This window comes from Sporosarcina sp. So3-204 (assembly GCF_058068165.1).
The window spans coordinates 1,305,065-1,329,662 of record NZ_CM176485.1 but is presented as its reverse complement, the minus strand read 5'-3'; the positions used below and the strand labels follow the sequence as shown (position 1 = coordinate 1,329,662).

At 37.0% G+C, this 24,598-nt stretch carries 23 protein-coding genes and 2 riboswitches; of the genes, 9 read left to right on the top strand and 14 right to left on the bottom strand.

Features of this window, described 5'->3' with window-relative positions; all coding sequences use genetic code 11:
- Positions 1-3 precede the first annotated feature (3 nt).
- Positions 4-1,422, top strand: a complete 1,419-nt coding sequence (locus tag AC3RV6_RS06355) for a cryptochrome/photolyase family protein (protein WP_489748611.1) — start codon at positions 4-6, stop codon at positions 1,420-1,422.
- Positions 1,423-1,491: 69 nt separating this feature from the next.
- Here AC3RV6_RS06355 and AC3RV6_RS06350 read toward each other — a convergent pair whose 3' ends face one another.
- Entirely contained in the window at positions 1,492-2,781 is a 1,290-nt protein-coding gene (locus tag AC3RV6_RS06350) for an MFS transporter (RefSeq protein ID WP_489748610.1), read from the bottom strand.
- A 223-nt stretch (positions 2,782-3,004) separates the two neighbouring features.
- Here AC3RV6_RS06350 and AC3RV6_RS06345 point away from each other — a divergent pair, with 223 nt between their 5' ends.
- From AC3RV6_RS06345 to AC3RV6_RS06335, 3 genes are all read left to right on the top strand, one after another.
- A complete protein-coding gene (locus AC3RV6_RS06345) occupies positions 3,005-4,276 on the top strand; it encodes an Nramp family divalent metal transporter (RefSeq protein ID WP_489748609.1) in 1,272 nt (423 codons plus the stop codon).
- Between the two features lie 98 nt (positions 4,277-4,374).
- The gene (locus AC3RV6_RS06340; RefSeq protein WP_489748608.1) at positions 4,375-4,755 is read left to right on the top strand and encodes a carboxymuconolactone decarboxylase family protein; all 381 of its coding nucleotides are present in this window, start codon (positions 4,375-4,377) and stop codon (positions 4,753-4,755) included.
- Complete coding sequence (locus tag AC3RV6_RS06335; protein ID WP_489748607.1) at positions 4,755-4,976, top strand: small, acid-soluble spore protein tlp; 222 nt, start codon at positions 4,755-4,757, stop codon at positions 4,974-4,976. Before AC3RV6_RS06340 ends, AC3RV6_RS06335 begins: the two co-directional genes overlap by 1 nt.
- A gap of 115 nt (positions 4,977-5,091) precedes the next feature.
- Here the strand turns inward: AC3RV6_RS06335 and AC3RV6_RS06330 are convergent, their stop codons facing one another.
- Positions 5,092-6,648 (bottom strand): ABC-F family ATP-binding cassette domain-containing protein, encoded by a 1,557-nt coding sequence (locus AC3RV6_RS06330; RefSeq protein ID WP_489748606.1) that lies wholly within the window; start codon positions 6,646-6,648, stop codon positions 5,092-5,094.
- A gap of 324 nt (positions 6,649-6,972) precedes the next feature.
- Here AC3RV6_RS06330 and pgeF point away from each other — a divergent pair, with 324 nt between their 5' ends.
- The gene (gene pgeF / locus AC3RV6_RS06325) at positions 6,973-7,731 is read left to right on the top strand and encodes a peptidoglycan editing factor PgeF (protein WP_489748605.1); all 759 of its coding nucleotides are present in this window, start codon (positions 6,973-6,975) and stop codon (positions 7,729-7,731) included.
- Between the two features lie 102 nt (positions 7,732-7,833).
- On the opposite strand, the gene AC3RV6_RS06320 is transcribed toward pgeF, so the two are convergent.
- Genes AC3RV6_RS06320 through mtnK form a run of 5 tightly spaced genes read right to left on the bottom strand, consistent with a single transcriptional unit; the run spans position 7,834 to position 13,728 of the window.
- The gene (locus AC3RV6_RS06320) at positions 7,834-8,826 is read right to left on the bottom strand and encodes an ABC transporter permease (RefSeq protein ID WP_489748604.1); all 993 of its coding nucleotides are present in this window, start codon (positions 8,824-8,826) and stop codon (positions 7,834-7,836) included.
- 1 nt (position 8,827) lies between these two features.
- Positions 8,828-10,333 carry a sugar ABC transporter ATP-binding protein gene (locus AC3RV6_RS06315; protein ID WP_489749198.1) on the bottom strand — a complete coding sequence of 502 codons (1,506 nt, stop codon included), beginning with the start codon at positions 10,331-10,333 and terminating at the stop codon, positions 8,828-8,830.
- A 56-nt stretch (positions 10,334-10,389) separates the two neighbouring features.
- The gene (locus AC3RV6_RS06310) at positions 10,390-11,478 is read right to left on the bottom strand and encodes a sugar ABC transporter substrate-binding protein (RefSeq protein WP_489748603.1); all 1,089 of its coding nucleotides are present in this window, start codon (positions 11,476-11,478) and stop codon (positions 10,390-10,392) included.
- 16 nt (positions 11,479-11,494) lie between these two features.
- Positions 11,495-12,532 carry an S-methyl-5-thioribose-1-phosphate isomerase gene (gene mtnA, locus AC3RV6_RS06305; RefSeq protein WP_489748602.1) on the bottom strand — a complete coding sequence of 346 codons (1,038 nt, stop codon included), beginning with the start codon at positions 12,530-12,532 and terminating at the stop codon, positions 11,495-11,497.
- Positions 12,529-13,728, bottom strand: a complete 1,200-nt coding sequence (mtnK, locus tag AC3RV6_RS06300; RefSeq protein WP_489749197.1) for an S-methyl-5-thioribose kinase — start codon at positions 13,726-13,728, stop codon at positions 12,529-12,531. The genes mtnA and mtnK overlap by 4 nt, the downstream gene beginning before the upstream one ends.
- Positions 13,729-13,797: 69 nt before the next feature.
- A riboswitch (SAM riboswitch) is annotated at positions 13,798-13,973 on the bottom strand.
- A gap of 147 nt (positions 13,974-14,120) precedes the next feature.
- A riboswitch (SAM riboswitch) is annotated at positions 14,121-14,225 on the top strand.
- Positions 14,226-14,289: 64 nt separating this feature from the next.
- On the opposite strand from mtnK, the gene mtnW reads away from it, so the two are divergent.
- From mtnW to AC3RV6_RS06280, 4 genes are read left to right on the top strand one after another with little or no spacing between them, the layout of a single operon-like run.
- A complete protein-coding gene (mtnW, locus tag AC3RV6_RS06295; protein ID WP_489748601.1) occupies positions 14,290-15,504 on the top strand; it encodes a 2,3-diketo-5-methylthiopentyl-1-phosphate enolase in 1,215 nt (404 codons plus the stop codon).
- 4 nt (positions 15,505-15,508) lie between these two features.
- On the top strand, positions 15,509-16,171 hold the full coding sequence (locus tag AC3RV6_RS06290; protein WP_489748600.1) for a 2-hydroxy-3-keto-5-methylthiopentenyl-1-phosphate phosphatase: 663 nt from the start codon (positions 15,509-15,511) through the stop codon (positions 16,169-16,171).
- On the top strand, positions 16,168-16,797 hold the full coding sequence (locus tag AC3RV6_RS06285) for a methylthioribulose 1-phosphate dehydratase (protein WP_489748599.1): 630 nt from the start codon (positions 16,168-16,170) through the stop codon (positions 16,795-16,797). The genes AC3RV6_RS06290 and AC3RV6_RS06285 overlap by 4 nt, the downstream gene beginning before the upstream one ends.
- The gene (locus AC3RV6_RS06280; RefSeq protein ID WP_489748598.1) at positions 16,797-17,327 is read left to right on the top strand and encodes a cupin domain-containing protein; all 531 of its coding nucleotides are present in this window, start codon (positions 16,797-16,799) and stop codon (positions 17,325-17,327) included. The genes AC3RV6_RS06285 and AC3RV6_RS06280 overlap by 1 nt, the downstream gene beginning before the upstream one ends.
- A 70-nt stretch (positions 17,328-17,397) precedes the next feature.
- Here the strand turns inward: AC3RV6_RS06280 and AC3RV6_RS06275 are convergent, their stop codons facing one another.
- From AC3RV6_RS06275 to AC3RV6_RS06245, 7 genes are all read right to left on the bottom strand, one after another.
- A complete protein-coding gene (locus AC3RV6_RS06275; protein WP_489748597.1) occupies positions 17,398-18,855 on the bottom strand; it encodes a protein adenylyltransferase SelO in 1,458 nt (485 codons plus the stop codon).
- Between the two features lie 480 nt (positions 18,856-19,335).
- A complete protein-coding gene (locus tag AC3RV6_RS06270) occupies positions 19,336-20,049 on the bottom strand; it encodes an AAA family ATPase (protein WP_489748596.1) in 714 nt (237 codons plus the stop codon).
- Positions 20,050-20,069: 20 nt separating this feature from the next.
- Complete coding sequence (locus AC3RV6_RS06265; RefSeq protein ID WP_489748595.1) at positions 20,070-21,512, bottom strand: hypothetical protein; 1,443 nt, start codon at positions 21,510-21,512, stop codon at positions 20,070-20,072.
- Between the two features lie 171 nt (positions 21,513-21,683).
- Positions 21,684-22,712 (bottom strand): spore photoproduct lyase, encoded by a 1,029-nt coding sequence (gene splB / locus AC3RV6_RS06260; RefSeq protein WP_489748594.1) that lies wholly within the window; start codon positions 22,710-22,712, stop codon positions 21,684-21,686.
- Positions 22,713-22,854: 142 nt separating this feature from the next.
- Complete coding sequence (locus AC3RV6_RS06255; protein ID WP_489748593.1) at positions 22,855-23,364, bottom strand: QueT transporter family protein; 510 nt, start codon at positions 23,362-23,364, stop codon at positions 22,855-22,857.
- 154 nt (positions 23,365-23,518) lie between these two features.
- Positions 23,519-24,274, bottom strand: a complete 756-nt coding sequence (locus AC3RV6_RS06250; protein ID WP_489748592.1) for a 3-oxoacyl-ACP reductase — start codon at positions 24,272-24,274, stop codon at positions 23,519-23,521.
- Positions 24,275-24,350: 76 nt separating this feature from the next.
- Positions 24,351-24,572 carry a DUF2829 domain-containing protein gene (locus AC3RV6_RS06245; RefSeq protein ID WP_489748591.1) on the bottom strand — a complete coding sequence of 74 codons (222 nt, stop codon included), beginning with the start codon at positions 24,570-24,572 and terminating at the stop codon, positions 24,351-24,353.
- Positions 24,573-24,598 lie beyond the last annotated feature (26 nt).

The following is a 24,598-nucleotide window of genomic DNA, read 5'->3' as shown; positions in this document are numbered from 1 at the left end:
TACATGAAAAAGACAATCGTTTGGTTTAGAAATGATTTGAGATTACATGACCAACCTGCATTATGGGAAGCCTCCGAACAAGGCATCGTCATTCCCGTCTATATACATTCACCCGACGAAAATGGTGAAGCCACGAATTGGTGGCTTCACCATTCTTTAATTGAATTACAAGAAGGACTTCAGGCAAAAGGTTTAACGCTCATCTTAAAAACAGGTAATGCTTTGGATGAACTACAGATAATCATTGATGAGACGAAAGCGGATGCTATCTTCTTCAATGAACGCTATGAACCTTCCGGTAAGAAAATTGACCGAGAAATCATTCGAAATCTAACCGCTAAAGGTTTGGAAATACGTACATTTCACGGTAGTCTATTAATTAATCCAAATAACTTATTGAACAAAAAGAACGAACCTTATAAAATCTTCACATCTTTTTGGAAAAGGTTTATTCGAGATACGGTCCCCCTACCCGTTCCTATTCCTAATAATTTTTATTCGTTAGATCATGCTGTTACGTCACTTTCTATTGAAAAACTCGGATTACTGCCTGCTTGTCATTGGCATGAAAAATTTCAGAACTACTGGAAACCCGGAGAAAGTGCTGCGATTGCTAGGTGGGAAGAATTCAGAGAAGATGGTATCGAGGGCTATAAAGACGGTAGAGATTTCCCTTCAAAACGATTCATTTCAATTCTTTCCCCCTATATTGCCAGTGGAAATATTAGTGTAAAAGCAATTTGGCATGCTACTAAAAGACAATTTGATGCTTCAAGCGATTCTGAGGCTTTTCTGAGACAGTTAATATGGCGTGAGTTTGCGCATCATCAACTTATTCATTTTCCAACGATTATAAACACACCACTTAGAGAACAGTTCAAAATCTTCCCTTGGAAAGGTACTAACATCCAATTAAACTTATGGCAAAAAGGACAAACAGGTTATCCTCTTGTCGATGCTGGAATGCGGGAACTTTGGGAAACTGGTATTATTCATAACCGTGTTCGTATGGTTGTCGCATCTTTCTTAGTAAAACATTTACTCCTATCATGGACTGAAGGATCTGCATGGTTAAAAGATACACTAGTGGATTTTGACGCTGCAAATAATGCATTGGGCTGGCAATGGATTACGGGTTGCGGTATTGACTCCGCCCCATACTTTCGCATCTTCAACCCAATAATCCAAAGTGAGAAATTTGACAAAGATGGAGATTATATTCGGAAATGGATTCCTGAACTGACTAATCTACCCACTAAATATATTCACAAACCATGGGAAGCACCCACTGAAGTATTAGAAATGGCTAAAATCAAATTGGGCGTGACTTACCCATTGCCTATGGTAGACCATGCAACAGCAAGGAAACGTGCATTGGCCGCATTTCAAGAAACGAAGATTGTAGATAACACAGAACTTTAGAATGATAAAAGAGCCAAATCGGAATAAGATTTGGCTCTTTTATCATTTATTTTATATTTTAAAAACTTCTTAATACGAATTTTGATGTTGTTTCTCTTTATATCGAGACCAAATCATTAGTGGAATTAATAACAATGAAAGATACATTCCAAGTAACCCGAGAACAGCATAACTTGAATACGCGACAATTATTCCTGATAATAAACTGCCTGCTGTTCCAGCAAGCGCAACCCATACATCTACCGAACCTTGTGTTTTTGCACGTGTATTTATATCTGTAGAATCAATAATAATTGCAGTTCCACTAATTAAGCCAAAGTTCCAGCCAAGCCCAAGTAGTATCAGTGCAAATGCAAGCCAAAATAAGGAATCACCAGGAGCATATGCTGCCATTAAACCTGCACTTGATAACGTAATACCTGAAGCAATGACCATAATTGTTCGACCAAATTTATCTACTAATAAACCTGTACCTAGCGATGGTAAATACATCGCTGCAATATGAAAACCAATTACCATACCAACTGCTGTCAATCCAGATCCATTATTTTGCATGTGGATTGGCGTCATTGTCATAATTGCCACCATTATAAGATGTGATAATACAAGAACCATAGCACCTACAATAACACCTATGCGATTTATTTTACTTCGGAGATTATTAAGTTCTTCTCCACTTTTTGAATCTGACTTTTTTTCTAAGTTAGCTGCAATTGCCTTTGCAACAAGAAATGGATCTGGTCGTAAATAAATTAGTAAGGTTAGTCCTGCAGTAAAAAAAGCGACAGCTGCTAAAATAAATGGTCCAGCCAAAGCAGGTATCCCGAAAATGACCGCAAAGTTCCCCATCGGTGTTACTAAATTAGGACCTGCAACTGCACCGATTGTTGTCGAAACCATCGCAATACTAATAGCAGTTGCACGTTGCTTTTCACTTGCCAAGTCAGTGCCTGCATATCTTGCTTGCAAGTTAGTAGATGTTCCTGCTCCATAGACGAATAGAGAAATAAATAATAAGGGCAAATTGTCTATTGTTGCAGCAATAATGACGCCTACCGCACCTATACCACCTGCGATGAAGCCGAAAGATAATCCATAACGTCGACCAAAGCGCTGCGAAATTCGTCCGACTAAGAAAGCTGATAGCGCTGAACCGAGCGTAAACAAAGCAGCTGGTAAACCTGCAAAACTAGCAGTTCCTAACATATCCCGTGCAATTAATGCGCCTACAGTTATCCCTGCTGCAAGCCCCGCTCCGCCAAAAATTTGCGACATCACAACAACGATTAACGTCCGCTTGTATAACTTTTGTTGTTGTTCTTCTGAATCAACATATTGCGCTATTTCATCGTTTTTCATACTAATCTCCGATCTTATTTAATAGTCCAAGTATATTCTTATGCCTATATTGGCACTATACTAAACATTTAATATACACGCTAGACTTGCCAACTAACTAATCTAATACTATATTTACTATTTTTAATTATACAACATAAAAATCGACATATTTAAAACTTTATCTTTACAATATAAAAATTAGGGAATACTAAAGATGATTTAATTTTTGGAGGATGACTTAATGTCTAAAAGAGATGAATTAAATAAAACAACACTCACTGCGGAGGCTGTGTTAAGAGGCGAAGTAAAAGGATTTAAAAAGTTACTCCCCTTTCTCGGGCCTGCATTCATAGCTGCTGTTGCCTATATTGATCCCGGAAATTTCGCAACAAATATTACAGCTGGATCAAAATATGGTTATTTATTACTTTGGGTTATTGTATTTTCCAATATTTTAGCAGTTCTCATACAATCTTTGTCTGCAAAGTTAGGTATTGCATCAGGGAAAAACTTACCTGAAGTGGCTCGTGAAAAATTCCCGAAAAAAGTTTCTGTATTTTTGTGGATACAAAGTGAACTTGTCATTATTGCAACAGATCTAGCGGAATTCATCGGTGCAGCGCTTGGTCTATACTTACTTTTCAATATTCCCATGTTACCCGCTGCTCTTATTACAGCGGTTGGTTCCTTCGTCATTTTGGAATTACAGCGACGTGGATATCGGACATTTGAAGCCGTAATAGCAGGCATGGTCTTTATCGTAGTCTTTGCTTTTGCGTTTCAAACCTTTTTGGCCAAGCCGGATATGGGGCAAGTGTTGGGTGGTATGTTCACACCTAAATTTGATGGTGTTGACAGCATTCTTTTAGCCGCTGGAATCCTCGGTGCAACAGTTATGCCACACGCAATTTACTTGCACTCTTCCCTTACGCAAAATCGTATAGTCGGCAAAAATGAAGAAGAAAAAAGAAAAATTTTCAAATTTGAGTTTATAGATATTGTTATCGCTATGATTATTGCTGGTGCAATAAATATGAGTATGCTAATTATTGCAGCAGCTTTATTTTTTAAACAAGGTTTAGTTGTCGAAGATTTGGAAGTCGCTTTTCAACAACTTAGTCAATCCATTGGCCCGATGGCTGCAATTTCTTTCGGTCTTGGTTTATTAATCGCGGGTTTGGCAAGTTCGTCTGTTGGGACGATGTCGGGCGATGTAGTCATGCAAGGGTTTATTAAAAAACGAATTAATTTATACGTCCGGCGTGCTATTACAATGATTCCACCACTTGTGATCATTATTTTGGGAGTCAATCCAACCAATGCACTCGTTATGAGTCAAGTAGTCCTTTCATTTGGTATTGCTTTTGCACTCATTCCTCTTATTATGTTTACTGCGGATCCTAAAATCATGAAAAGTCTTGTGAACCGCAAAATAACGACTTTTGTTGCTTGGATAGTAGCGCTAATAGTTGTCTTTTTAAATTTATTCTTGCTTTACGCAACTTTTTTTTAATTATTTAATAATCAAATTACTAAGTATAAATCACTCTAAGTTCCACATAGTAAGGTTGATTAAAAAGTTTTATACAACTGGAAAGCGATGTGAATTTCTTGGAAATAAATGAAGGAGAAATAGCCAGTTTTTTTGATGAGGTAATTTTGGATTATAAAGAAGGCAGTAACAGAATGAGGGAACGCTTGCCGAAAGTCGCCAAAGGTTACTTCGATTTTACTGAAGCGAGTTTTGAGGAAGGTACTATTAGCCAAAAGCACAAACAACTTATTGCAATTGGTATTAGTATATATGCGCGCGATGAATTTTGTATTATGTATCACACCAAAGCCGCTACAGAGCTCGGTATGACTGAGGATGAGTTGTTGGAAACGATTGCTATCAGTTCCGCGCTAGGTGGGGGGTCTGCATTCTCACAAGGCATCACATTAGCTTTAGATTCATTTGATTATTATAAAGAATATAAGGAGGATGAATAATGGCTAACATAAAGCCAAAACCAAATGATTCTGCAGACAACGAACAAATATTGAAGAAAACGATTAGCAATATGGAAGCAGCCGAAGAAGCCATGCAATATGCTGAAGGAAAAGAACTTCTTACAATTAAAGAAAAGAATAAACGACGTGAAGGTAGTATTGAGGATTTACGCGATGAAATTAGAGAGGAAAACAAATCAAAAATTAACGGATATATTTAATAATAACTATTTAAGCAACGCCCTGATAATACTTCCCAATTCCTCGATTTTTAGTCTTCAACTCCGATAAACACAAAAGAAACACCAACCTATTTGGTTGGTGTTTCTTTCGTGATTAGAACATTTTAGTTGTCCAGTTTTCACCATTCCATATATCTGTCACGACATCTTCATAAAAGTCAGGTTCATGCGAGATAAGCAGAACGCTTCCCTTATATTCCTTCAAAGCACGTTTCAATTCCTCTTTCGCCTCATAATCTAGGTGATTTGTAGGTTCATCAAGGACGAGCAAATTCGACTCTTGATTAATTAATTTACATAAACGCACTTTCGCACGTTCTCCACCACTCAATACCTTAACCTTGCTTTCGATATGTTTCGTTGTCAAACCACATCTAGCAAGTGCTGCACGTACTTCATATTGCGTAAAATGAGGAAACTCTTCCCAAACCTCTTCAAGACATGTTAGATTGTTTTCGGCCTTTATTTCTTGCTCAAAATAACCAATTGAAAGATGATCGCCAAGTTCGACTGAGCCATTAATCGACTTAATTTCACCAAGAATACTTTTAAGAAGTGTTGTTTTTCCAATACCATTCGCACCTGATAGGGCAACTTTTTGTCCACGTTCCATCGTTAAATCAAGCTCTTTTGACAATGGTTCATCATATCCAATTACGAGTTCTTTCGTTTGAAATAAAAATCTAGAAGGAGTTCGCGCCAGTTTAAATGAAAATTGAGGCTTCGGCTTTTCCGAATCTAATTCAATGATGTCCATCTTATCCAACTTCTTCTGACGAGACGATGCCATTCTGCTAGTCGCTGCATTTGCCTTGTTACGTGCGACGAAGTCCTTAAGATGTGAAATTTCTTTCTGTTGCTTCTTATACGCCGCCTCTACTTGCTGCTTCTTCATTTCATGAACGCGTAAAAACTCATCATAATCGCCGGGATATCGTGTTACTTGCTGATTTTCCATATGGTAAATTAAATGAATAACACTATTTAAAAACGGTATGTCATGCGAAATCAAAATGAACGCATTATCATAGTTCTGTAAATAATTTCGAAGCCAATCGATATGTTCTACATCCAAATAGTTTGTAGGCTCGTCTAGAAGTAGGATTTCAGGCTTCTCTAGTAATAATTTTCCAAGCAATACTTTTGTACGTTGTCCGCCACTTAAATCATGAACGTCTTGATCTAGACCAAATTCAACTAGCCCGAGTCCATTCGCAACTTCTTCCACTTTAGAATCAATAATATAAAAGTTATTATTTGTCAATTCTTCTTGCATTTCACCAGTTTTTTCAAGAAGTTTCTCTAGTTCATCAGCGTCAACTTCACCCATTTTGGCAAAGAGCATATTCAATTCTTCTTCAACATCATACAGGTACTGGAAAGCAGTACGTAGCACTTCCCTAATACTCATTCCTTTTTTCAGAATTACATGCTGATCCAAATAGCCAATACGCATACGCTTCGCCCAAATCACTGTTCCTGCATCAGGCTCAAGTTTGCCAGTGATGATATTCATAAACGTAGACTTTCCCTCACCGTTCGCACCAATCAAACCAATATGCTCCCCCGCCAATAAGCGAAAAGAGACATCTTCGAAAATCGCACGATCGCCAAATCCGTGACTTAAATTTGTTACTGTCAATAAACTCATATATTTTACACCTGCTTCATAAAGTATCCTTCTTCTTATCGACGCTATCTTCAACCAAGACATGACGAATATTTTCTATTATATACGGACTTTGGCTATCGGGATAGGGTTAACAATCTTTTTCTCGAATTGTCGCTATAACCGCTTCAAATGTTGTGAAAATCGGTTTGGGGAAATATATATTCGCAACATCACTTTATATCCTAATAAATAGGACCCTACAAGATTTTATTGTAAAATGATAATTGTAATACAATATTCAATTTGTTATGTTGTCAGTAAGCAGCAATCTGTAGATAAACGAAAGTTAGAAGAGGTGATGTTATGAACTCAAGAATTTACTTAAATAACGAGAAACTCATTTCGGGAATTACCCTTAAAGAAAAAACGGAATTCGAAAATAATAATATGGCGCTTCACTCTTGTAAAAACACTGCGCATATAGTGGCAAACCGAAAAAAATTAGCTATTTCCTTAAAGTGTGAGCTGAATAATTTCGTTTGCGCAAATCAAACACATAGTTCAAATTTTTACTTAGTTACATCTGATGACATTGGGCGCGGTGCCGATAATATGGATACAGCTATTATTGATACTGACGCCTTATATACGTATGAGTCAAATTTGGTATTATGTAGCTTCACTGCCGATTGTGTACCCGTTATTTTTTATCATGAAGTGAAAGGTTTAATTGGAGTGATTCATTCAGGCTGGCAAGGTACAATCAAAGAAATTACGCCAAAACTTTTTGAACATTTAAGAAAGGTTGACCAATGTAATCCAAAAGACTTTCATATACAGATCGGTGCAGCATTAAGTCAAGAAAAGTTTGAGGTTGATGAAGATGTTTATATGAAATTTAAAAATCTTGGCTACGCGGATGAATTTATTTATTATAATAAACAAACTAACAAGTATCATATCGACAACCAAAAAACTGTTAAGAAGCAATGTGAGTTAGCGGGCATTCCTACTGAACAAATTACAATTGATCCGACCTGTACTTTTATTAGCCCAGAAGGTTTTTCTTATCGTGAGGACAAGAAAAGCGGAAGGCATCTGAGTTTTATTATGAAAAAGTAATTAAATATACAAAACTGGTGGCAGTCCAACATGCACAATTGCATGTTCGATTGCCACCAGTGATTTAGACTATAGAGAAAAATGTGCTAGTGTTCCAAATCTTTACGTACTTGTAAAACGGTTCTTAGCATGGATATAGGTCACCGCAAGCGCACTTACAAGAACAGTACCTTTAATAATATCAAATGCATAATATGGTAAATTTAATATTGTTAACCCGTTCAATAAAATACCAATTACAGCTGCCCCGAAAAATGTACCTATCGCATTTGGTTTTCCTGCACCTAAGACAGAATATCCAACAAATACTGCAGCGACAGCCTCCATTAATAAAGGTGCTCCAGCATCAATCTGTCCCGAACCTACACGTGCTGTAAATAATATTCCCGCCATCGAAGCAAAAATTCCGGAAACGACATATGCAGCGAACTTTACCTTTTTCACATTAACGCCTGACAACGTCGCCGCTTCAGCATTTCCGCCCGTCATATAAAGTACTCGTCCCCAACGTGTATGATTTAAAACTAGAAATGCTAGAAATACCATAACTAGCATAATCCATACTGGTACAGGTAGTCCGAGCATTTTTCCTTGCCCGATCCAAAGGAAAGCTTGAGATAATTCACCAGGTGCATTGCCACCTGATACTAGAGGCATATTATTATAAATAGAATACCCCTCTGTATAGGTCCGGTGTAATCCTGCCACAATATACATCGTACTTAATGTTGCTAATAAGTCTGGAATCCCGATGACAACAATTAGTAGCGTATTGAATACCCCTACTAAAACACCAACTAAAATCGGCAAAATGATTACAAGCCATAAAGGCATATCATACCAAACCATTAGTGAGGCTGTGATAACTGTTGATAATGACATCGTAGAACCAACAGACAAATCAAAACCATTCACAACAAGTGTAAATGTGACCCCCAATGCAAGTAATGTAACGATGGCAATTGAACGTAATATATCTGAGAAGTTATTATATGTGAAAAACGCATCATTAATCAAACTAAAGAAAATAATAATTAGGATCATTAATGCGATTGTTCCATATTTAAATAGAAGATGAATCCCTTTATCTTTCATACTATTCTTCCTTTCCACCACTAGCGTATAACATAATCTTTTCTTGTGTTGCTTCTTCATGTGAAAATTCTTTCACAATTTGACCATTATACATAACTAGAATTCGATCTGAAATACCCATTATTTCATGGATTTCACAAGAAAAGTAAAGACAACCATTGCCTTTATCTGAAATCTCTCGAATTAATTTAAATATATCAACTTTCGCACCGATATCTACACCTTTTGTCGGTTCATCAAATAAGTAAAGTCTAGAATTTAACGACATCCATTTTCCAATCGCTACTTTTTGCTGATTCCCACCACTTAAATGTACAAGCGGCATGTCCACACTTCCTGCTTTAATTCGCAAACGACTAATAATATCTAAAGAAAAATCTTTTTCTGCTCGTTTGTTCATAAAAAAGCGTGGTGAAAATTTACGTAGATTAGGAAAAGTCGCATTTGTTTGTAAGGATTCATGTACAAAAAGCCCTTCTTTTCTACGCTCTTCAGGAATTAGCGCCATTCCTGCCTTTATTGCATCGGATGGGTGTTTTGCTCTGACCATTTTGTTATCTAATTGAATACTTCCCGTTTTATAACGCGTATACCCAAATAATGTTTTTGCAAGCTCGGTCTTTCCAGCGCCAACTAATCCAACAACACCAACAATTTCACCTTCTGAGACTGTAAAAGATAGATTATGTAATTTATGACCATCTGAAAGATCCTTTACTTCTAATAAAGTTGGACCAATTGTTTTTTCGTGATAACCAAGTTCAAGACTAAATGTTTCACCTAACATCGCCTCGATAATCTCGTTTTCAGTAACTTCAGATGTAGTGAATGTTTTAATTGTTGTTCCTTCTCTCATGACCGTAATACGATCACTAATTTCAAACACTTCAGGCAGTCGATGTGAAATATAAATACAACTAACATTTTTATTTTTCAAGTCATTAATTACAGAAAATAGTCTGTCTGATTCCTGAACAGATAAAGGCGCAGTTGGTTCATCGAAGATAATAAGTTTAGCTGAATGCACAAGTGCACGAGCGATAAGAATCAATTGCTTTTCAGCAAGTGATAGTTTAAATGCAGGTTGTTGAACAGCAATATTGTCGACTTGCAATTGTTGTAAAGCAAGGCGAGCTTGTTCATGAAGCTTAGATGTTGAAACAAATAAGTTTCCGCCTTTTGCAAATGAATCAAGCATGATATTTTCTGCAACGGATAGTTCGGGAACAATAGCCGTATCTACTTCTTGGTATACACAATAGATGCCTAGTTCTTTAGCTTGCTTTGGCGATGGAAATTTTACTATTTCATTATCGATTAAAATTTCACCGTCATCCTGTTGATATGCACCTGAAAGTATTTTCATCAATGTGCTTTTCCCTGCACCATTTGCACCTAATAATGCGTGGATTTCCCCTCTTTCAAGATGAAATTCTGCATTTGCCAGTGCTGGAACTTTCCCGAAGTTCTTATTAATACCAATCATCGAGAGTAATGTGTTCACGATGGAACCTCCCTATTTAATAATGAAGCTGTCCTTTTATAAAGGACAGCCAATGTTAATTATTTCAAGCTTTCTTCTAATTCTTTCAAAGAAGATGCGTAACCTTGATCACTTACTCCCCAACCATCGACGTATTCATGAAGTTCGTTTGTCGTAACTGTTTTTTCTGGTAATTTTGAAGCATCTATAAAGACTGGATTTAGAACAACATGTTCTTCTGGCTGTTCACCATTAATTTTTTGGTATGCATAACGCACTTGAATACGACCAATATCAGCTGGATCAATAGCAGCTGAAGCCGCCCATGGGCTATTTTCTTTTTGAATCATTTGTAAATCTTCGTCGCTCATATCAATACTATATACTTTAATATCTGTACGCCCTGCTTGTTCAATCGCACGTACAGCACCCTTTGCAAATTCATCCCATGCAGCCCAAACAGCTGTAATTTCGCCTTCGTTAGGGTATTGCTTTAGAATTGCTTCCATTTGGGCTTGTGTATCTAATGCTGTATTAGCAGTTGCCGCACCAAATGTCGCTACTTCTTTAATGCCAGGATTATCTTCTAAAAACTTAGCATATACAACTTGTCTTCTTTCCATCGGTGCAAATCCAGCTACCCAAATTTTCACGATATTCCCTTCACCGTTTGTATCTTCTTTCAATTTTTCAAGCGTCATTTCAGCCATTAATTCATCGCCTTGTTCCAAGACAACTACACCATCTACTTCAACCCCTGCATCAAATGCAACGACAGGAATTCCTTTTTCTATTGCTTTTTCAACACCTTGGTTCAATGCTTCCTTCGTTCCGTGGTCAATTAGAATGGCATCCATTCCTTGATTAATTGCTGCATCTAAATTAGATGCCATTTTAGAAAGGTCACCTTCTGAAGTAAATACAGTTACTGTACCACCAAATTTAGCGGCTTGTTCCTTAACACCTTCAATATACTGCGCTGAAAATGTACCAAGATTCTGTTGCATAATTAATGCGATTTTCTTATTTGCTAATGGGTTATCTGACTTTTCAGCCGCGTCATTCTTTTTTTCTGGCTCTTTAGAAACTTCACCTTTAGGCTGGCATCCAGCTAATAAAATACCGATTACTAGTAGTGCACTTAATAGCCAACGTGTTTGTTTTTTCATGATTGATACTCTCCTTTTATTTGCCTATGAAGCGCTGAATATTTTCTATATAGTTTGGTTCTATAATACCTTTTTCCGTAATGATTGCTGTTATGTATTTTGCTGGCGTTACATCGAATGCCGGATTATACACTTTCGTATTTAAGGGCGCAATCTGTTGTCCCGCAATAACTGTTATTTCATCGGGATTACGTTCTTCAATTACAATACTCTCGCCGTTATGAATCGTTAAATCGAAAGTTGATGAAGGTGCTGCCACATAAAATGGAATGTCAAATGTATGCGCTAAAATGGCTAAATTCATAGTCCCGATTTTATTTGCCGTATCCCCATTTGCAGCTATTCGATCTGCTCCAACGATGATTGCTTCAATATCTTTGGTATGAATTGTATGGGCCGCCATCGAATCGGTTATAAGTGTGACGTCCACACCTGATTGTTGTAGTTCCCAAACTGTCAATCGTGCGCCTTGAAATACAGGCCGGGTTTCACACGCGTATACTTCAAAGTGTTTTCCACGTTCACTTCCTAAATGAAACGGAGCGAGGGCGGTTCCATATTTCGCTGTAGCAATTGAGCCTGCGTTACAAATTGTCATAACCCTTTTTTTATCTTCAAGTAATGTAAGCGCATATTCGCCAATATTCCTGCAGAACTCTTCATCCTCAGCATGTATAATAACCGCTTCATTTATTAGCATTACTTTCGCTTCTTCGACATTTTTCGCACTTAGGACAAGTTTCAACAACCGCTTCAATGCCCACATCAAGTTGACTGCAGTTGGACGAGAACCTGCTAAGTAATCAAAATCCTTTTTTAATTGAAGCTGGAATTCCTCTATATTGGATGTTTGATAAGACCTTCCTGCTATTGCAAGGCCATAGGCTCCAGTAATGCCAATTGCAGGTGCTCCACGCACTTTCAAAGTTACGATTGCGTCATAGACATCTTTTATCGTTTCAAGCGTTAGATTTTCAATTTCTAATGGTAATTTTTGTTGATTTAAAATGACAATTTGATCATTTGTCCATTTAATGGATGTTGGTATTGTCATTTTATTTCCTCCCGAACTAAAGCAAGTACTGCTGAAATAGTTGGTAACGTTGATCTATTCAAAATCAGTTTTTCACCTATTCGCAATGCTTTTTTCTTTAATGAAATTCGTTTCTCTTCATCCTTAATGCCTTCCAAATCTTTCACAAGTGCCAATCCTATTGTTCTGCGGATTAATTCACAACCAGCAAATCCAAGCGTGTCGCTAAATATCTTCTCTAGGATATTTTTTTTATACCCATCAATTTTTGCAAACGAATCAACTGAATCCTTGTCCCAAAGTTCTGAGAATGTAGAAGTAAAGACATTCCAAGTTTCGTCAATCTGCTGGAGAACTATTTCTTGTTGACTGCCTTCTCTCGTAATAACCTGAAACACTAAATTTGCAATGAATTGACCAATGTCGAATCCGATAGGTCCGTAAAATGCAAACTCAGGATCAAAAACCTTTGTTTCCGTTTCACTTACAAAAATACTTCCAGTATGCAAATCACCGTGTAATAAAGCTTCTGCTTCAGTTAAAAAAATTTTTTTCAGCTTGGCAACTTCTAATTTCAGCAATGTATTTGCCCAAATTAATTCGACATCTGATTTCAATAAATCTTCTATGTTATTTGTTTCTGCATTGAAAAATGGATCTGTAAAAACGAGGTCTTCTGATATTTTGCACAGTTCTGGATTGGAAAATTCCTTAACTAACTTCTTCTTTTCAAAAGGATGCAAGGCAAAATCCGATGTATAGAATAGTGTCTTAGCAAGATACTCACCAATATCTGATGCAAGCAACGGATAATTATTACCTGCAATTAATCCTTCTCTCGCAACCGTTAAATGTGATAGATCTTCCATAATCGTTATTGCTAATTCAGTGTCAATTTCGTATACTTTTGGCACTAAAGCAGGTACAAACTCTCCGTGTTTTTTCAAAGCATTCGCTTCAATTTCTGCACGTTTCAAAGTTAGCGGCCAGCTCTCTCCAACTACTTTTGCATAAGGCAATGCTTGTTTAATAATTAAAGACTTTTTTGTAATAACATCTGTTAATAGAAAGACATAATTTAAGTTTCCATCGCCAATTTCCTTACATATCAAATCGGCATGCTCGGAATAAAAGCGATTGTTTTTTGCGATTTCAATCGCTGACTCTTTAGTTAATTCAACATATTTCTCATATATAGCTGTTGTCACATCACTCATCCTTTCTTTATCCAAAATAAAAAGCCCTATCCATAATGGAAAGAGGCTAAAGAATAAGAAATTCCTTGCCTCTCATCTTTCAGAATCCATACGTTTACACGTCATCATCTGATGGAATTAGCACCGTGCCCTACAGGAATAAAATTCCCAGGCGCCAAAGTAAAAGCGCCCCGTTTCACAACGGTATTAAGGTCGGTTGCTGGGCGTCATCGGGCCAATTTCCCTATGCCAGCTCTTGATAAGAGTTATACAATTCAAAAAGTTATGCTATTTAAATAATATTCTAGCACTTAATTGCAAGTCATGTCAATTCTATTTTTTCAGTTTTTGATAATATTGACAAATCTCTTTATGAGTGAAATAATCAGACTACGATTTTAATTGAATAGCTAATCTTATTTAGAGTTGGTGGAGGGACAAGCCCAATGATACCCGGCAACCGAACCTTCAAAGGAAACGGTGCTAATTCTTGCAGCTAAATTGCTGAACAATGAGAAGTCGTTCTTGAAACCTCTTCTAAATTAGAAAAGGTTTTTTATTTCGTAAAGGAGCTGAAATAAAATGAGTGGTCTAACAGCAAGTTATCAACTATACGGAAAGCAAGGTTCAATTGATAAGAGAGCAGAAAGCATTGCACTTGGTTTAACAATTGGATCATGGACAGATCTGCCATTACTTCAACAAGAACAATTAAAAAAACATAAAGGTATTGTTGCTTCTGTCACCGAGTTCCCAGAAACACCTCATCCACATAAACCCGGGTTAATTAAAGCAGAAGTAAAAATCACATATCCTGCTGCAAACTTTTCAGCAGATTTACCAGCAATACTGACAACCGTATTTGGTAAACTATCATTAGATGGCGAAGTTAAACTATTGGATTTAGAATTTGATGATTCACTTTTGCAACACTTTCCTGGTCCACGTTTTGGTATAGATGGGATTCGAGGTAAACTTAATGTACATAACCGACCATTAATTATGAGTATATTTAAAGGAGTCATTGGTAGGGATCTAGATTACCTTACTGAACAACTTAGACAGCAAGCACTTGGTGGTGTGGACCTTGTCAAAGATGATGAAATTCTTTTTGATAACCCGTTAACCCCTTTTGAAAAAAGAATTTCAATTGGAAAAAAAGTGCTGCAAGAAGTTTTTGAAGAAACGGGACAACGTACATTATATGCAGTTAATTTAACCGGACGAACGTCAGACCTAAAAGATAAAGCAAGAAAAGCAAGAGAACTAGGTGCGGATGCATTGTTATTTAATGTTCATGCTTACGGACTTGATGCCATGCAGGAATTAGCGGAAGATAACGAGATTCAATTACCACTTATGGCGCATCCTGCTTTCAGTGGTGCGTTTACATCTTCTCCATTTTATGGTGTTTCGAGCTCCCTTGCTCTTGGTAAACTTTCACGTTATGCAGGTGCGGATCTTTCTCTATTTCCATCACCTTATGGTAGCGTCGCTTTGGAAAAATCAGTTGCATTGTCAATAGGTCATGAATTGACGAATGAAAGCATCGTTAAACAAGCATTTCCTGTCCCTTCAGCCGGAATTCACCCAGGACTTGTCCCCTTACTAATAGAAGATTTTGGCGTGGATTGCGTGATTAATGCCGGGGGCGGTGTCCACGGACATCCAGCGGGGGCGGCAAGTGGCGTACAAGCTTTCCAACAAGCAGTCCAAGCTGTATTAAATGGAACCACATTAACTGAAGCTGCAAATGAACATCCAGCGTTAAAAACAGCACTTGAATTATGGGGGTAAAAAAATGAAACAGCCAGTTATATTTTGTGATTTTGACGGTACAATAACTGACCAAGATAATATTATTGCGATTATGAAAAAGTTCGCACCACCTGAATGGCTGCCGATTAAAGATGATATTTTGGCGCAAGAGGTATCGATTAAAGAGGGTGTAGGTAAAATGTTCTCTCTACTTCCGGTCTCTGCCAAAGATGAAATCACTTCTTTTGTCATAGATCAAGCTAAAATTCGTAAAGGTTTTGCTGAGTTTGTTGAATACACAAACACTAAAAAAATTCCGCTTTATATCGTAAGTGGTGGAATCGATTTCTTTGTAAATCCTCTATTGAAACCATACGGTCCTTTTTCGGATGTCTATTGTAACGAGGCTGATTTTTCCGGTAAGAATATCAATATTAATTTTCCACTCAGTTGTGATGACCAATGTTCAAACGACTGCGGTTGCTGTAAACCTTCAATTATTCGAAACTTGATAAAAGAAGAGCAGATAAGTATTGTAATCGGCGATTCTATCACTGATCTTCAAGCCGCTAAATTAGCTGATATTGTCATAGCAAGAGATTTCTTAATTGAAAAATGTGAGGAATTGAATCTTTCATACGAACCATTTGAAAGCTTTCATGATGTTATTCAGATTTTAGATAAAAAGTTAGGTGTTAGTGAATGAGCGGTTACACAAAACAATGGAATGAACTTGCCGATATAAAAGATGAATTAGCCGCACGCGATTGGTTTATGGGGACCAGTGGAAACCTCGCTATTAGAGTATCCAATGATCCTCTTCATTTCTTAGTTACAGCGAGTGGTAAAGATAAAAGAAAAAGAACTGATGAAGACTTTTTACTCGTTGACCATTTAGGTGCTGCTGTAGAAGAGACGCATTTAAAACCTTCTGCTGAAACATTACTTCATTGTGAAATTTACGGGAAGACATCTGCTACATGTAGTTTGCATATCCATACCGTAGCAAACAATGTCATTTCTGAACTTTACGCAGATGAAGGCGGAATTGATTTTCAAGGGCAAGAACTCATTAAAGCTTTTGGTCTATGGGAAGAAGATGCAGTACTTCGTATACCAATCATTCCTAACCATGCTGATATACCGCGTCTGGCGCATGAATTCGAACCATTTGTACAAGCAGATAGTGGCGCAGTGCTCATTCGTAATCACGGCATAACAGTATGGGGAAAAAGTGGTTTTGAAGCAAAAAAATTACTAGAAGCCGCAGAGTTTTTATTCCAATATCAATTAGCAATTAACCAATTCAAATTAAAGGAGTCGATTCTGTAATGGCGACAATTACAATCCAAGGTACAAATGAGGTCATCAAAGGACAAGAAGAAGTAAGCCAGTTTTTAACTAATCAAGAAGTCATTTATGAACATTGGGATATTAATCAACTTCCTGAAAACCTTCGTGAAAAATTCGATTTGTCAGATGAAGAAAAAGAAGAGATTTTACAAGCATTTAAAACTGATATTGACGACATTTCAGAACGTCGCGGCTATCAAGCGTCAGATATTATCTCTTTATCCGATTCAAACCCAAAATTAGATGAACTTCTGAAAAACTTTGAAAGAAAACATCATCATACAGACGATGAAGTACGCTTTATCGTTAGTGGACATGGCGTTTTCATCATTAAAGGAAAAGATGACCGCTTTTTCGAAGTCCATCTAGATCCTGGTGATTTGATATCAGTACCTGAATATATTCTTCACTATTTTACTTTGGCAGAAGATCGTAAAGTAGTTGCTGTTCGTATTTTCGTAACTGTAGAAGGCTGGGTTCCAGTCTTCCAAGACGAAACAGCACAATAAATTTTAAGATAAAAAAATGGTGCCAGTCCAACATGTAATGTTGAGCTGACACCATTTTTTTGACTATTTTTTATGTTCCACAAAAAGTTTGATAAGGTGTAGTTGACTGAGGTAATGCAGCAAATTCAGCTTGATTGTCAGAATGTGCATATGGATTTGAAAGTGCAGCTAAGAGTCTATCCATTACATTAAAATCCCCATCTTCCACTGCAGCATCGAGTGCTTCTTCAACCCGATAATTACGCGGGATTAACGCCGGATTACTATTTTTCATCAATTGAGTTGATGTAATCTTGAACTCTTCTTGTCTTCCTAATCTTTCCAACCAACGCTCATGCCAATGGTTAAATTCAGTTGTTTCAAATAAAGTCATACTATCTAGTTTTCCGAAAGTTAATGCCAGAAATGTATTTGTATAATCTGCACTTTCTTCCTTCATCAAATTAAGTAAATCATTGATAAGAGCTATATCTTCATCTTCTTCATTTAATAAACCGAGTTTCGCTCTCATTCCCGCTAACCAATTCGCTTGAAAAATATCTGTGAAATTAATCAGCGCACCTTCAGCAATTTCAATTGCTTTTTCCTGATTCTCATCCAACAATGGCAATAATGCCTCAGCAAAGCGAGTAAGATTCCAACCGGCTATATTCGGTTGATTGCCATACGCATAACGGCTTTGTCTATCAATCGAACTGAATACAGTTGCTGGATCAAAAACATCCATGAAGGCGCAAGGTCCATAATCTATTGTTTCACCGCTAATCGTCATGTTGTCAGTATTCATCACACCATGAATAAATCCTACAAGTTGCCATTTAGCGATTAATTCCGCCTGACGTTTAATTACTTTTTGAAGAAGTGCGAGATATCGGTTTTCATTTAATTCAATTTCAGGAAAATGACGATTTATTGTGTAATCTGCTAGAACTTGTAAGTCCTCATAAGCCCCCCAATTGGAAACATATTGAAAAGTTCCAACCCGTATATGGCTATCCGCAATCCGCGTTAAAACCGCACCTTCTAATTCAGTTTCACGGTAAACAATCTCCCCAGTTGTAACCAACGCCAAACTGCGTGTCGTTGGAATACCTAGCCCGTGCATTGCTTCGCTAATGATGTATTCTCGTAACATAGGTCCAAGTCCAGCACGTCCATCACCACCACGAGAATACGGCGTTCTACCAGGACCTTTAAGTTGAATATCGAACTTCTCACCACTAGGCGTAAGTTGCTCCCCTAAAAGTACAGCCCGTCCGTCCCCTAACATCGTGAAATTCCCAAATTGATGCCCTGCATAAGCTTGTGCAAGTGGCGAAGAACCTTCTGGTAGCTTATTTCCAGCAAATATTTCCAATCCCTCTTCACTTTCTAAAGCTTCAATGTCCAATCCTAAAGATATTGCTAATTTATGATTCATAATAACCAACTTCGGTGAACTGACAGGAGTTGGTTTTGTGCTTGTGAAAAATGATTCCGGCAAGCGTGAATAACTGTTGTCTAAGTTCCAACCCATTTTATTACTCATTGCAATCACTACTCCCTAATTCTTCGATTTGTTATGTTATGTTCTTTTATATCACATTAAAAAAGGCCTGTGCAACATAGAGTATTAAATTCACTGTGGCACAGACACCTTTAATTTTCTAGTTTGTTGCTTGACAACAAAATAAATATTGCATATATTAGTTAATTTCCGCTACATATAGGGCTTCGGCAATTTCGAAGTCCCGCTTTGGCGGACGCTTTCTGCGGGCACGGCTACAGCCTCTTCCCTCGCTGCGCTCAGTCCAGGGTCTTCGGCTCGTGCTATTCCCGCTAGAGTCGCCGCCTTTCGCTCCAATTAACTGGATTAGCAATTAAATTAAATAACAAATCGATACTTTCCTCATAACTAAGGACGGATAATTAGTTAAAATAAGTAATTATGAAATTGATTCATATAATTCACTGAAGCTGAAAACTTTAAACGTGTCATCACTTGTAATACACCCCATAGACAATTCTTTCAATCATTAAATATATCACTCAAAAACTTTTCTCTGTTCTGCAAGAAGTATTTCGTTATTTGGAAATGATCTGTCTTCTCGTATTCTATCTCATTAATTAAACCATTATCAAAACTATAGATTGTAGCATCTGGATACCCTAGAAGAATTGGAGAGTGTGTAGCTATAATAAATTGGCTATCATCTGATAAAACTGATTCATTCAGAATTTTTAAAAATGAAAGTTGTCGTTGAGGTGAAAGTGCAGCCTCGGGTTCATCTAATAAATAAATAGCTTTTCCATTGAACCTGTTTACAAATAGTGATAGAAATGATTCTCCATGCGACTGTTTATGTAAGGAACGGCCACCGTATGCTTCATAGTTTCCCATATCATCAATATGGGATGCGAAATTATAAAAAGATTCTGCACGAAGAAAGAAGCCGTTCGTCACTTTTGGTAACCAAGACAACCTAATATATTCGCCTAACGCTGATTCAGCAGCATGTACATCATAAAAGTTATTTCTTCCTCCACCTGCTGTGTTAAATTCACATTTATCGGCTAGCGCTTCTAATAATGTGGATTTACCAGAACCATTTTCTCCAACAAAAAATGTAACTTTATTTTCTAAATTTAATTGGTTAAGACTCTTAATTGAAGGAATTGAAAATGGATACTCATTGAATGATTTAACTTTTTCATGAAGAAGTTCGATTCTTTTTAAAAACAAGTTATCTCCCCCTTTTCATTCTAAAACTCTTCCAACCCCGTCACATCCGCAAGCCAAGTTTCTAGTGTATTGGCATCAATAAAGTGAATATGTCCCCCTGTTCCTTCAAAAACTGGTAAATAAACGAGTTCATAGCGCGAGCTGACCATATCGTCTTCGTATTCCTTCGCCCAGTGTAATTTCATCTCAAATGCATTTTCATATATCTCCAACGCTTTATCACTATTAGCAGGAATTGATGCTACTAGGATTAAAAAATCTTCATAAGCGTATTCGGTTGCTTCGAATCCAACTAGTTCCCCTGTATACGCACTGACCATAATCGAGATATATTCTTCCATCACTTGGATATCGCCTTCAAATCGATCAAATGTAAATTGATGGGCATATGGTTGGAGTTCTTCACCTTTATCATCATAATCGAATATATCTGGATTATCATCGCGTCGTTTAAAAGAGTGATTAGCATTTGCGCATTGGCTATACAAAATACGCAAAGCTTCGTTATATGCTGACTCTACTGTCCGGCGATGCATTCCTTGTTCAACCGGTATCGTTACTAGTCGCATCAACCTTAATCCATTCATATCTGCCATGATTTTAACTGTATTGTCCGTTCCATAATCCATATCTATTAGTTCATGAATAGCAAGTTCTTCATGCTCTTCGAAATATTTATATGGGTATGAACTCCATACTTCAACAGTACCGTTATCGATAATTTTATTCATACTTTTAAGATTGATTAAAGAATAAAACGAAACAGGTTCTGCTTCAACTTCCGGAATGTCAGTATGTACATCTATTTCTATCCCCATATCTTCAAGTGATGTCTTCGTCCCTGTCATCTTCACATCAATACCAGCCGTCTGGATAAAGTCATACACAAGTACAAACGAATTATCTCCATTTGGGTAAGCTTCACCACCATGACGCACAATTTTAAGGTCAGGCACAATATCCGTCAAATATATTTCTTTCGCCTGTTCTTGCGATAAAACAATCTCGGGATACACGATTATAAATTCATCCATCTCATTCGTCATATCCATAATGATTCCAATTTTGTATATGTAAAAAATAATTCCAGAGTTCGGCATTGGAAACTTAAATTGGTCATCCCTTTGGACGTATTCGAACACATAAAATACATCTAAATCTACAATCGAATCTAAATGAAGGACTGAAGCCGATTCCGGAAAAAATTCTTCAATAAAACGTTCCGTTAAGTTACGAATCTCATCTTTCGTCATCGTTTCTCTTGTTTCGCCTTCCTCATCACAAAACTCTGCGAACATTTTCAAATGACCTTTATCCGATAAAACTAGTAAGCCTACAGCTTCATTAGGATCATCTAAAAATAGATCATATAGATTTTCTTCTTCCATAGACAGCTTCGTTGTAAGTTTTCCTCTAGTAACTCTTTGTAAAAATGGTTCTAACTTATTTAATAATTTATCCATTTTATTGCCCCTTTTATAACAAATGATTAGTAATCATTAAACACTAACTTTCTATTTATTTCGCTCAATTAAAGGCAAATAAAATTATCCTAACTTAACCAATAGCTTACATTAATTAAGCCGAAAAATCCAAGCACGTCTGTGCTTGGATTTTCAAAATTCGGTCATACTTTAAGTAAAATATTCAAACTTAGCATTCGGAAAAAACTTTTCCATATAAGCATATAAATACTTTTTTATTTCGTCCTCTTCATCCTTCGGGTAAATATATTTTCCGATTCCATACTTTCCCCATTTGTAACGTCTTTTTTCCTCGTCTAGATCTAATTTTGTTTTAGGATAATTCTTTTCAATCACTCTTTTAGCCGGTTTCGTAAAACGATGTTGAATGAATTCAAATGTGATATCATCCCGGACATCAAGAGGCAATTCTGCATCAAGCCGTTCGAACATATGGTGATAACCGTCCTCCCATCCCTCATGAAGGTAAATAGGAGCAACTATAAAGCCTAATGGGTAACCTGCTCTAGCTACTTTCCCTGCAGCCTCAATCCTTTTATCCAAAGGAGAAGTGCCTGGTTCAAAGTTTTTAATAACGTAATCTGCATTCACACTGAATCTAAATCTTGTTTTACCATTATGTTTAGCATCAAGTAAATGATCCACAAAATGGAATTTAGTCACAAAACGTAGTTTACCTAGTTCAGTTTGACCGAAATGTTCAATTGCTCTTTTTAATGAATGTGTTAAATGATCAATGCCTACAATATCAGATGTACACGCTGCTTCAAATCGGGTTATTTCAGGTGCTCTTTCTGCAATATAACCGTCAGCCGCTTCTAAAATTTCCTCCACGTTCACGTAAGTCCGAATATATGGTTTACTACCCATAGTTGTTTGTAAATAACAATAATGACAATGTCCCATACATCCTGTGGCAAGAGGAATTGCATACTCAGCTGAAGGTTTGGACGTATCAAATTTTAATGTTTTCCGAATACCTACAACTAATGTCGATTTTGCAATACGATATTTTTGTGCGTCCGTGTCTCCCGGTAGATCTCGAACTTGGTTATGAGACGTTGTGTAACGGATTTCTATTCCCATATTCTCAAACTTCTCTTTAAGTTCTTTTCCAAGCGGATATTCTAACGCATTAGGCTCAAAATAAACAAGCTGAGGTTTGAAAGGTTTAATCATAATTCATCCTTTCTAAAATGATTAACTTTCTTATTAGCTTGTCTTAATACGAAAGAATTATGTCTAATGAATTTTTATTAGATAAATAATTTTGTTTCCCCATATAAAAAACACACCCGCAAATGCGAATGTGCTCTATATATTATTTAGAGAGATCTATTTTTTTATTTAATGTATAAATGATTATTCCACCAATTGTCATAGATAACAATTCGCCAATTCCAACTGTAAGCCAAGTTGCCCAAAATGGTAGTTCTAGCATGATTGTTAATTGGCCAGCAATGGAGAACATCGAAACAGCAAAAATCAATGCTGTAATAATCATTTTCAAAATATCATTTTTAATATTCTTTGTGACAGAACGGCATAATATCAATGCAAGGAATGTTGCTGCACCACCGATTGGTACATCGAGTACCCAAGTTGGTGACATGAAATTTGCTAGGACTACGCCTATTGTCACTGCTACGACGTATCGTTTGTTATATAATGCCAGATAGTTAAACATTTCCGATAAACGTAATTGAACCGCTCCGAAACTAATGACTGAAAGCATTACCGTTACAGTCACATATAGTGCTGCCACGAGCGCTGTTTTCGTGAGTTCACTCACCGCAGTACGTGGTGAATCCTTCAAAATAGTTGTACTCATTATTATATTCTCCTTTGTAAAATAGCATCAAGCTATTTTAGTAATAACTACGACCAAAGGAAGAAAGAGCCTATCGCTCAATCTGAAGTGCCGTAGTGCAAGCAGAATTTACTCGCTCATCTATTATATCAGAAGAATATACAAATAAACAATATTATTTCGCAATCCATCCGCCGTCAATCGGCATAACTGCTCCGTGTATATAATCAGCTGCCTTACTTGCCAAAAAAAGTGTTAACTTAGCCACTTCATCAGGCTGTGCCCAACGACCAGCTGGCGTTTCTTCCGCAACCCACTTTGCCATTTCACCATCACCATCAAAATCAGCTTTATTCATCGGTGTTTGAATCGCACCAGGCGCAATCGCATTTGCACGAATGCCCTCACGACAATAATCTATATCTAATTGCTTCGTGTAACCAACAATCGCATGTTTTGATGCTGTATAAGCCGCACCACCACCGCCTGCAACAAGTCCTGCTACTGATGCCATATTCACAATGACACCTGATTTCCGGCTCAACATATAAGGCAAAATCGAGTTTGTGACAAAATATGTACCTTTTACATTAGTATCCATGATTTTATCCCAAAGTGCCTCATCTGTATCAAGTGTTTTTGCGTAGCCATCTAAAACACCAGCAGTATTGAGTAATATATCAATTTCCCCAAACGTAGCAACGGCTTTTTCAGTTGATCGCAAAACATCTGCCATTATACAAACACTGCCAACTGTATAGGCAAAACGCGAAGGATACTTTTGTTGTATATTTAATAAACCTTTTTCATCCATATCAAATGCAAATACATTTGCACCATTTTCCAGAAATGCGATTGCTTGCGCTTCACCTATTCCTGATGCAGCTCCTGTTACAAATACTGTTTTATCTATATACTCTTCAAACTTCATACCTATCTCCTTCCACAAAAAAAGCCCATGATTTCTCATAAGCTTCAAAGTCCCGACAAAATTCATATCGGATTCATTATTCGACGATAGCCCAATCCTCTGCCAATAAATCACAAACAGATGGTGTAAACATTGTGTAACCTTCACCTATTACATTAATTAAGAAAAAAGGATTCAACTTTTCACCGTCATGCTCAGTTAAGCCAACAATTTTTACATATAACTCTGCACCGCCCCAACCAGTACGAATTACTTTCTCTCCAGCTTTTAAACGTGGTAATACTTCTTCAAAAGTCATTAATATCCATCCTTTATATGCAATTT

Coding starts and splice junctions, on each gene's coding strand:
- AC3RV6_RS06355 (WP_489748611.1), top strand. CDS start 4: ATGAAAAAGACAATCGTTTGGTTTAGAAATGATTTGAGATTACATGAC.
- AC3RV6_RS06350 (WP_489748610.1), bottom strand. CDS start 2,781: ATGAAAAACGATGAAATAGCGCAATATGTTGATTCAGAAGAACAACAA.
- AC3RV6_RS06345 (WP_489748609.1), top strand. CDS start 3,005: ATGTCTAAAAGAGATGAATTAAATAAAACAACACTCACTGCGGAGGCT.
- AC3RV6_RS06335 (WP_489748607.1), top strand. CDS start 4,755: ATGGCTAACATAAAGCCAAAACCAAATGATTCTGCAGACAACGAACAA.
- AC3RV6_RS06330 (WP_489748606.1), bottom strand. CDS start 6,648: ATGAGTTTATTGACAGTAACAAATTTAAGTCACGGATTTGGCGATCGT.
- pgeF (WP_489748605.1), top strand. CDS start 6,973: ATGAACTCAAGAATTTACTTAAATAACGAGAAACTCATTTCGGGAATT.
- AC3RV6_RS06320 (WP_489748604.1), bottom strand. CDS start 8,826: ATGAAAGATAAAGGGATTCATCTTCTATTTAAATATGGAACAATCGCA.
- AC3RV6_RS06310 (WP_489748603.1), bottom strand. CDS start 11,478: ATGAAAAAACAAACACGTTGGCTATTAAGTGCACTACTAGTAATCGGT.
- mtnA (WP_489748602.1), bottom strand. CDS start 12,532: ATGACAATACCAACATCCATTAAATGGACAAATGATCAAATTGTCATT.
- mtnK (WP_489749197.1), bottom strand. CDS start 13,728: ATGAGTGATGTGACAACAGCTATATATGAGAAATATGTTGAATTAACT.
- mtnW (WP_489748601.1), top strand. CDS start 14,290: ATGAGTGGTCTAACAGCAAGTTATCAACTATACGGAAAGCAAGGTTCA.
- AC3RV6_RS06290 (WP_489748600.1), top strand. CDS start 15,509: ATGAAACAGCCAGTTATATTTTGTGATTTTGACGGTACAATAACTGAC.
- AC3RV6_RS06285 (WP_489748599.1), top strand. CDS start 16,168: ATGAGCGGTTACACAAAACAATGGAATGAACTTGCCGATATAAAAGAT.
- AC3RV6_RS06280 (WP_489748598.1), top strand. CDS start 16,797: ATGGCGACAATTACAATCCAAGGTACAAATGAGGTCATCAAAGGACAA.
- AC3RV6_RS06275 (WP_489748597.1), bottom strand. CDS start 18,855: ATGAGTAATAAAATGGGTTGGAACTTAGACAACAGTTATTCACGCTTG.
- AC3RV6_RS06265 (WP_489748595.1), bottom strand. CDS start 21,512: ATGGATAAATTATTAAATAAGTTAGAACCATTTTTACAAAGAGTTACT.
- splB (WP_489748594.1), bottom strand. CDS start 22,712: ATGATTAAACCTTTCAAACCTCAGCTTGTTTATTTTGAGCCTAATGCG.
- AC3RV6_RS06255 (WP_489748593.1), bottom strand. CDS start 23,364: ATGAGTACAACTATTTTGAAGGATTCACCACGTACTGCGGTGAGTGAA.
- AC3RV6_RS06250 (WP_489748592.1), bottom strand. CDS start 24,274: ATGAAGTTTGAAGAGTATATAGATAAAACAGTATTTGTAACAGGAGCT.
- AC3RV6_RS06245 (WP_489748591.1), bottom strand. CDS start 24,572: ATGACTTTTGAAGAAGTATTACCACGTTTAAAAGCTGGAGAGAAAGTA.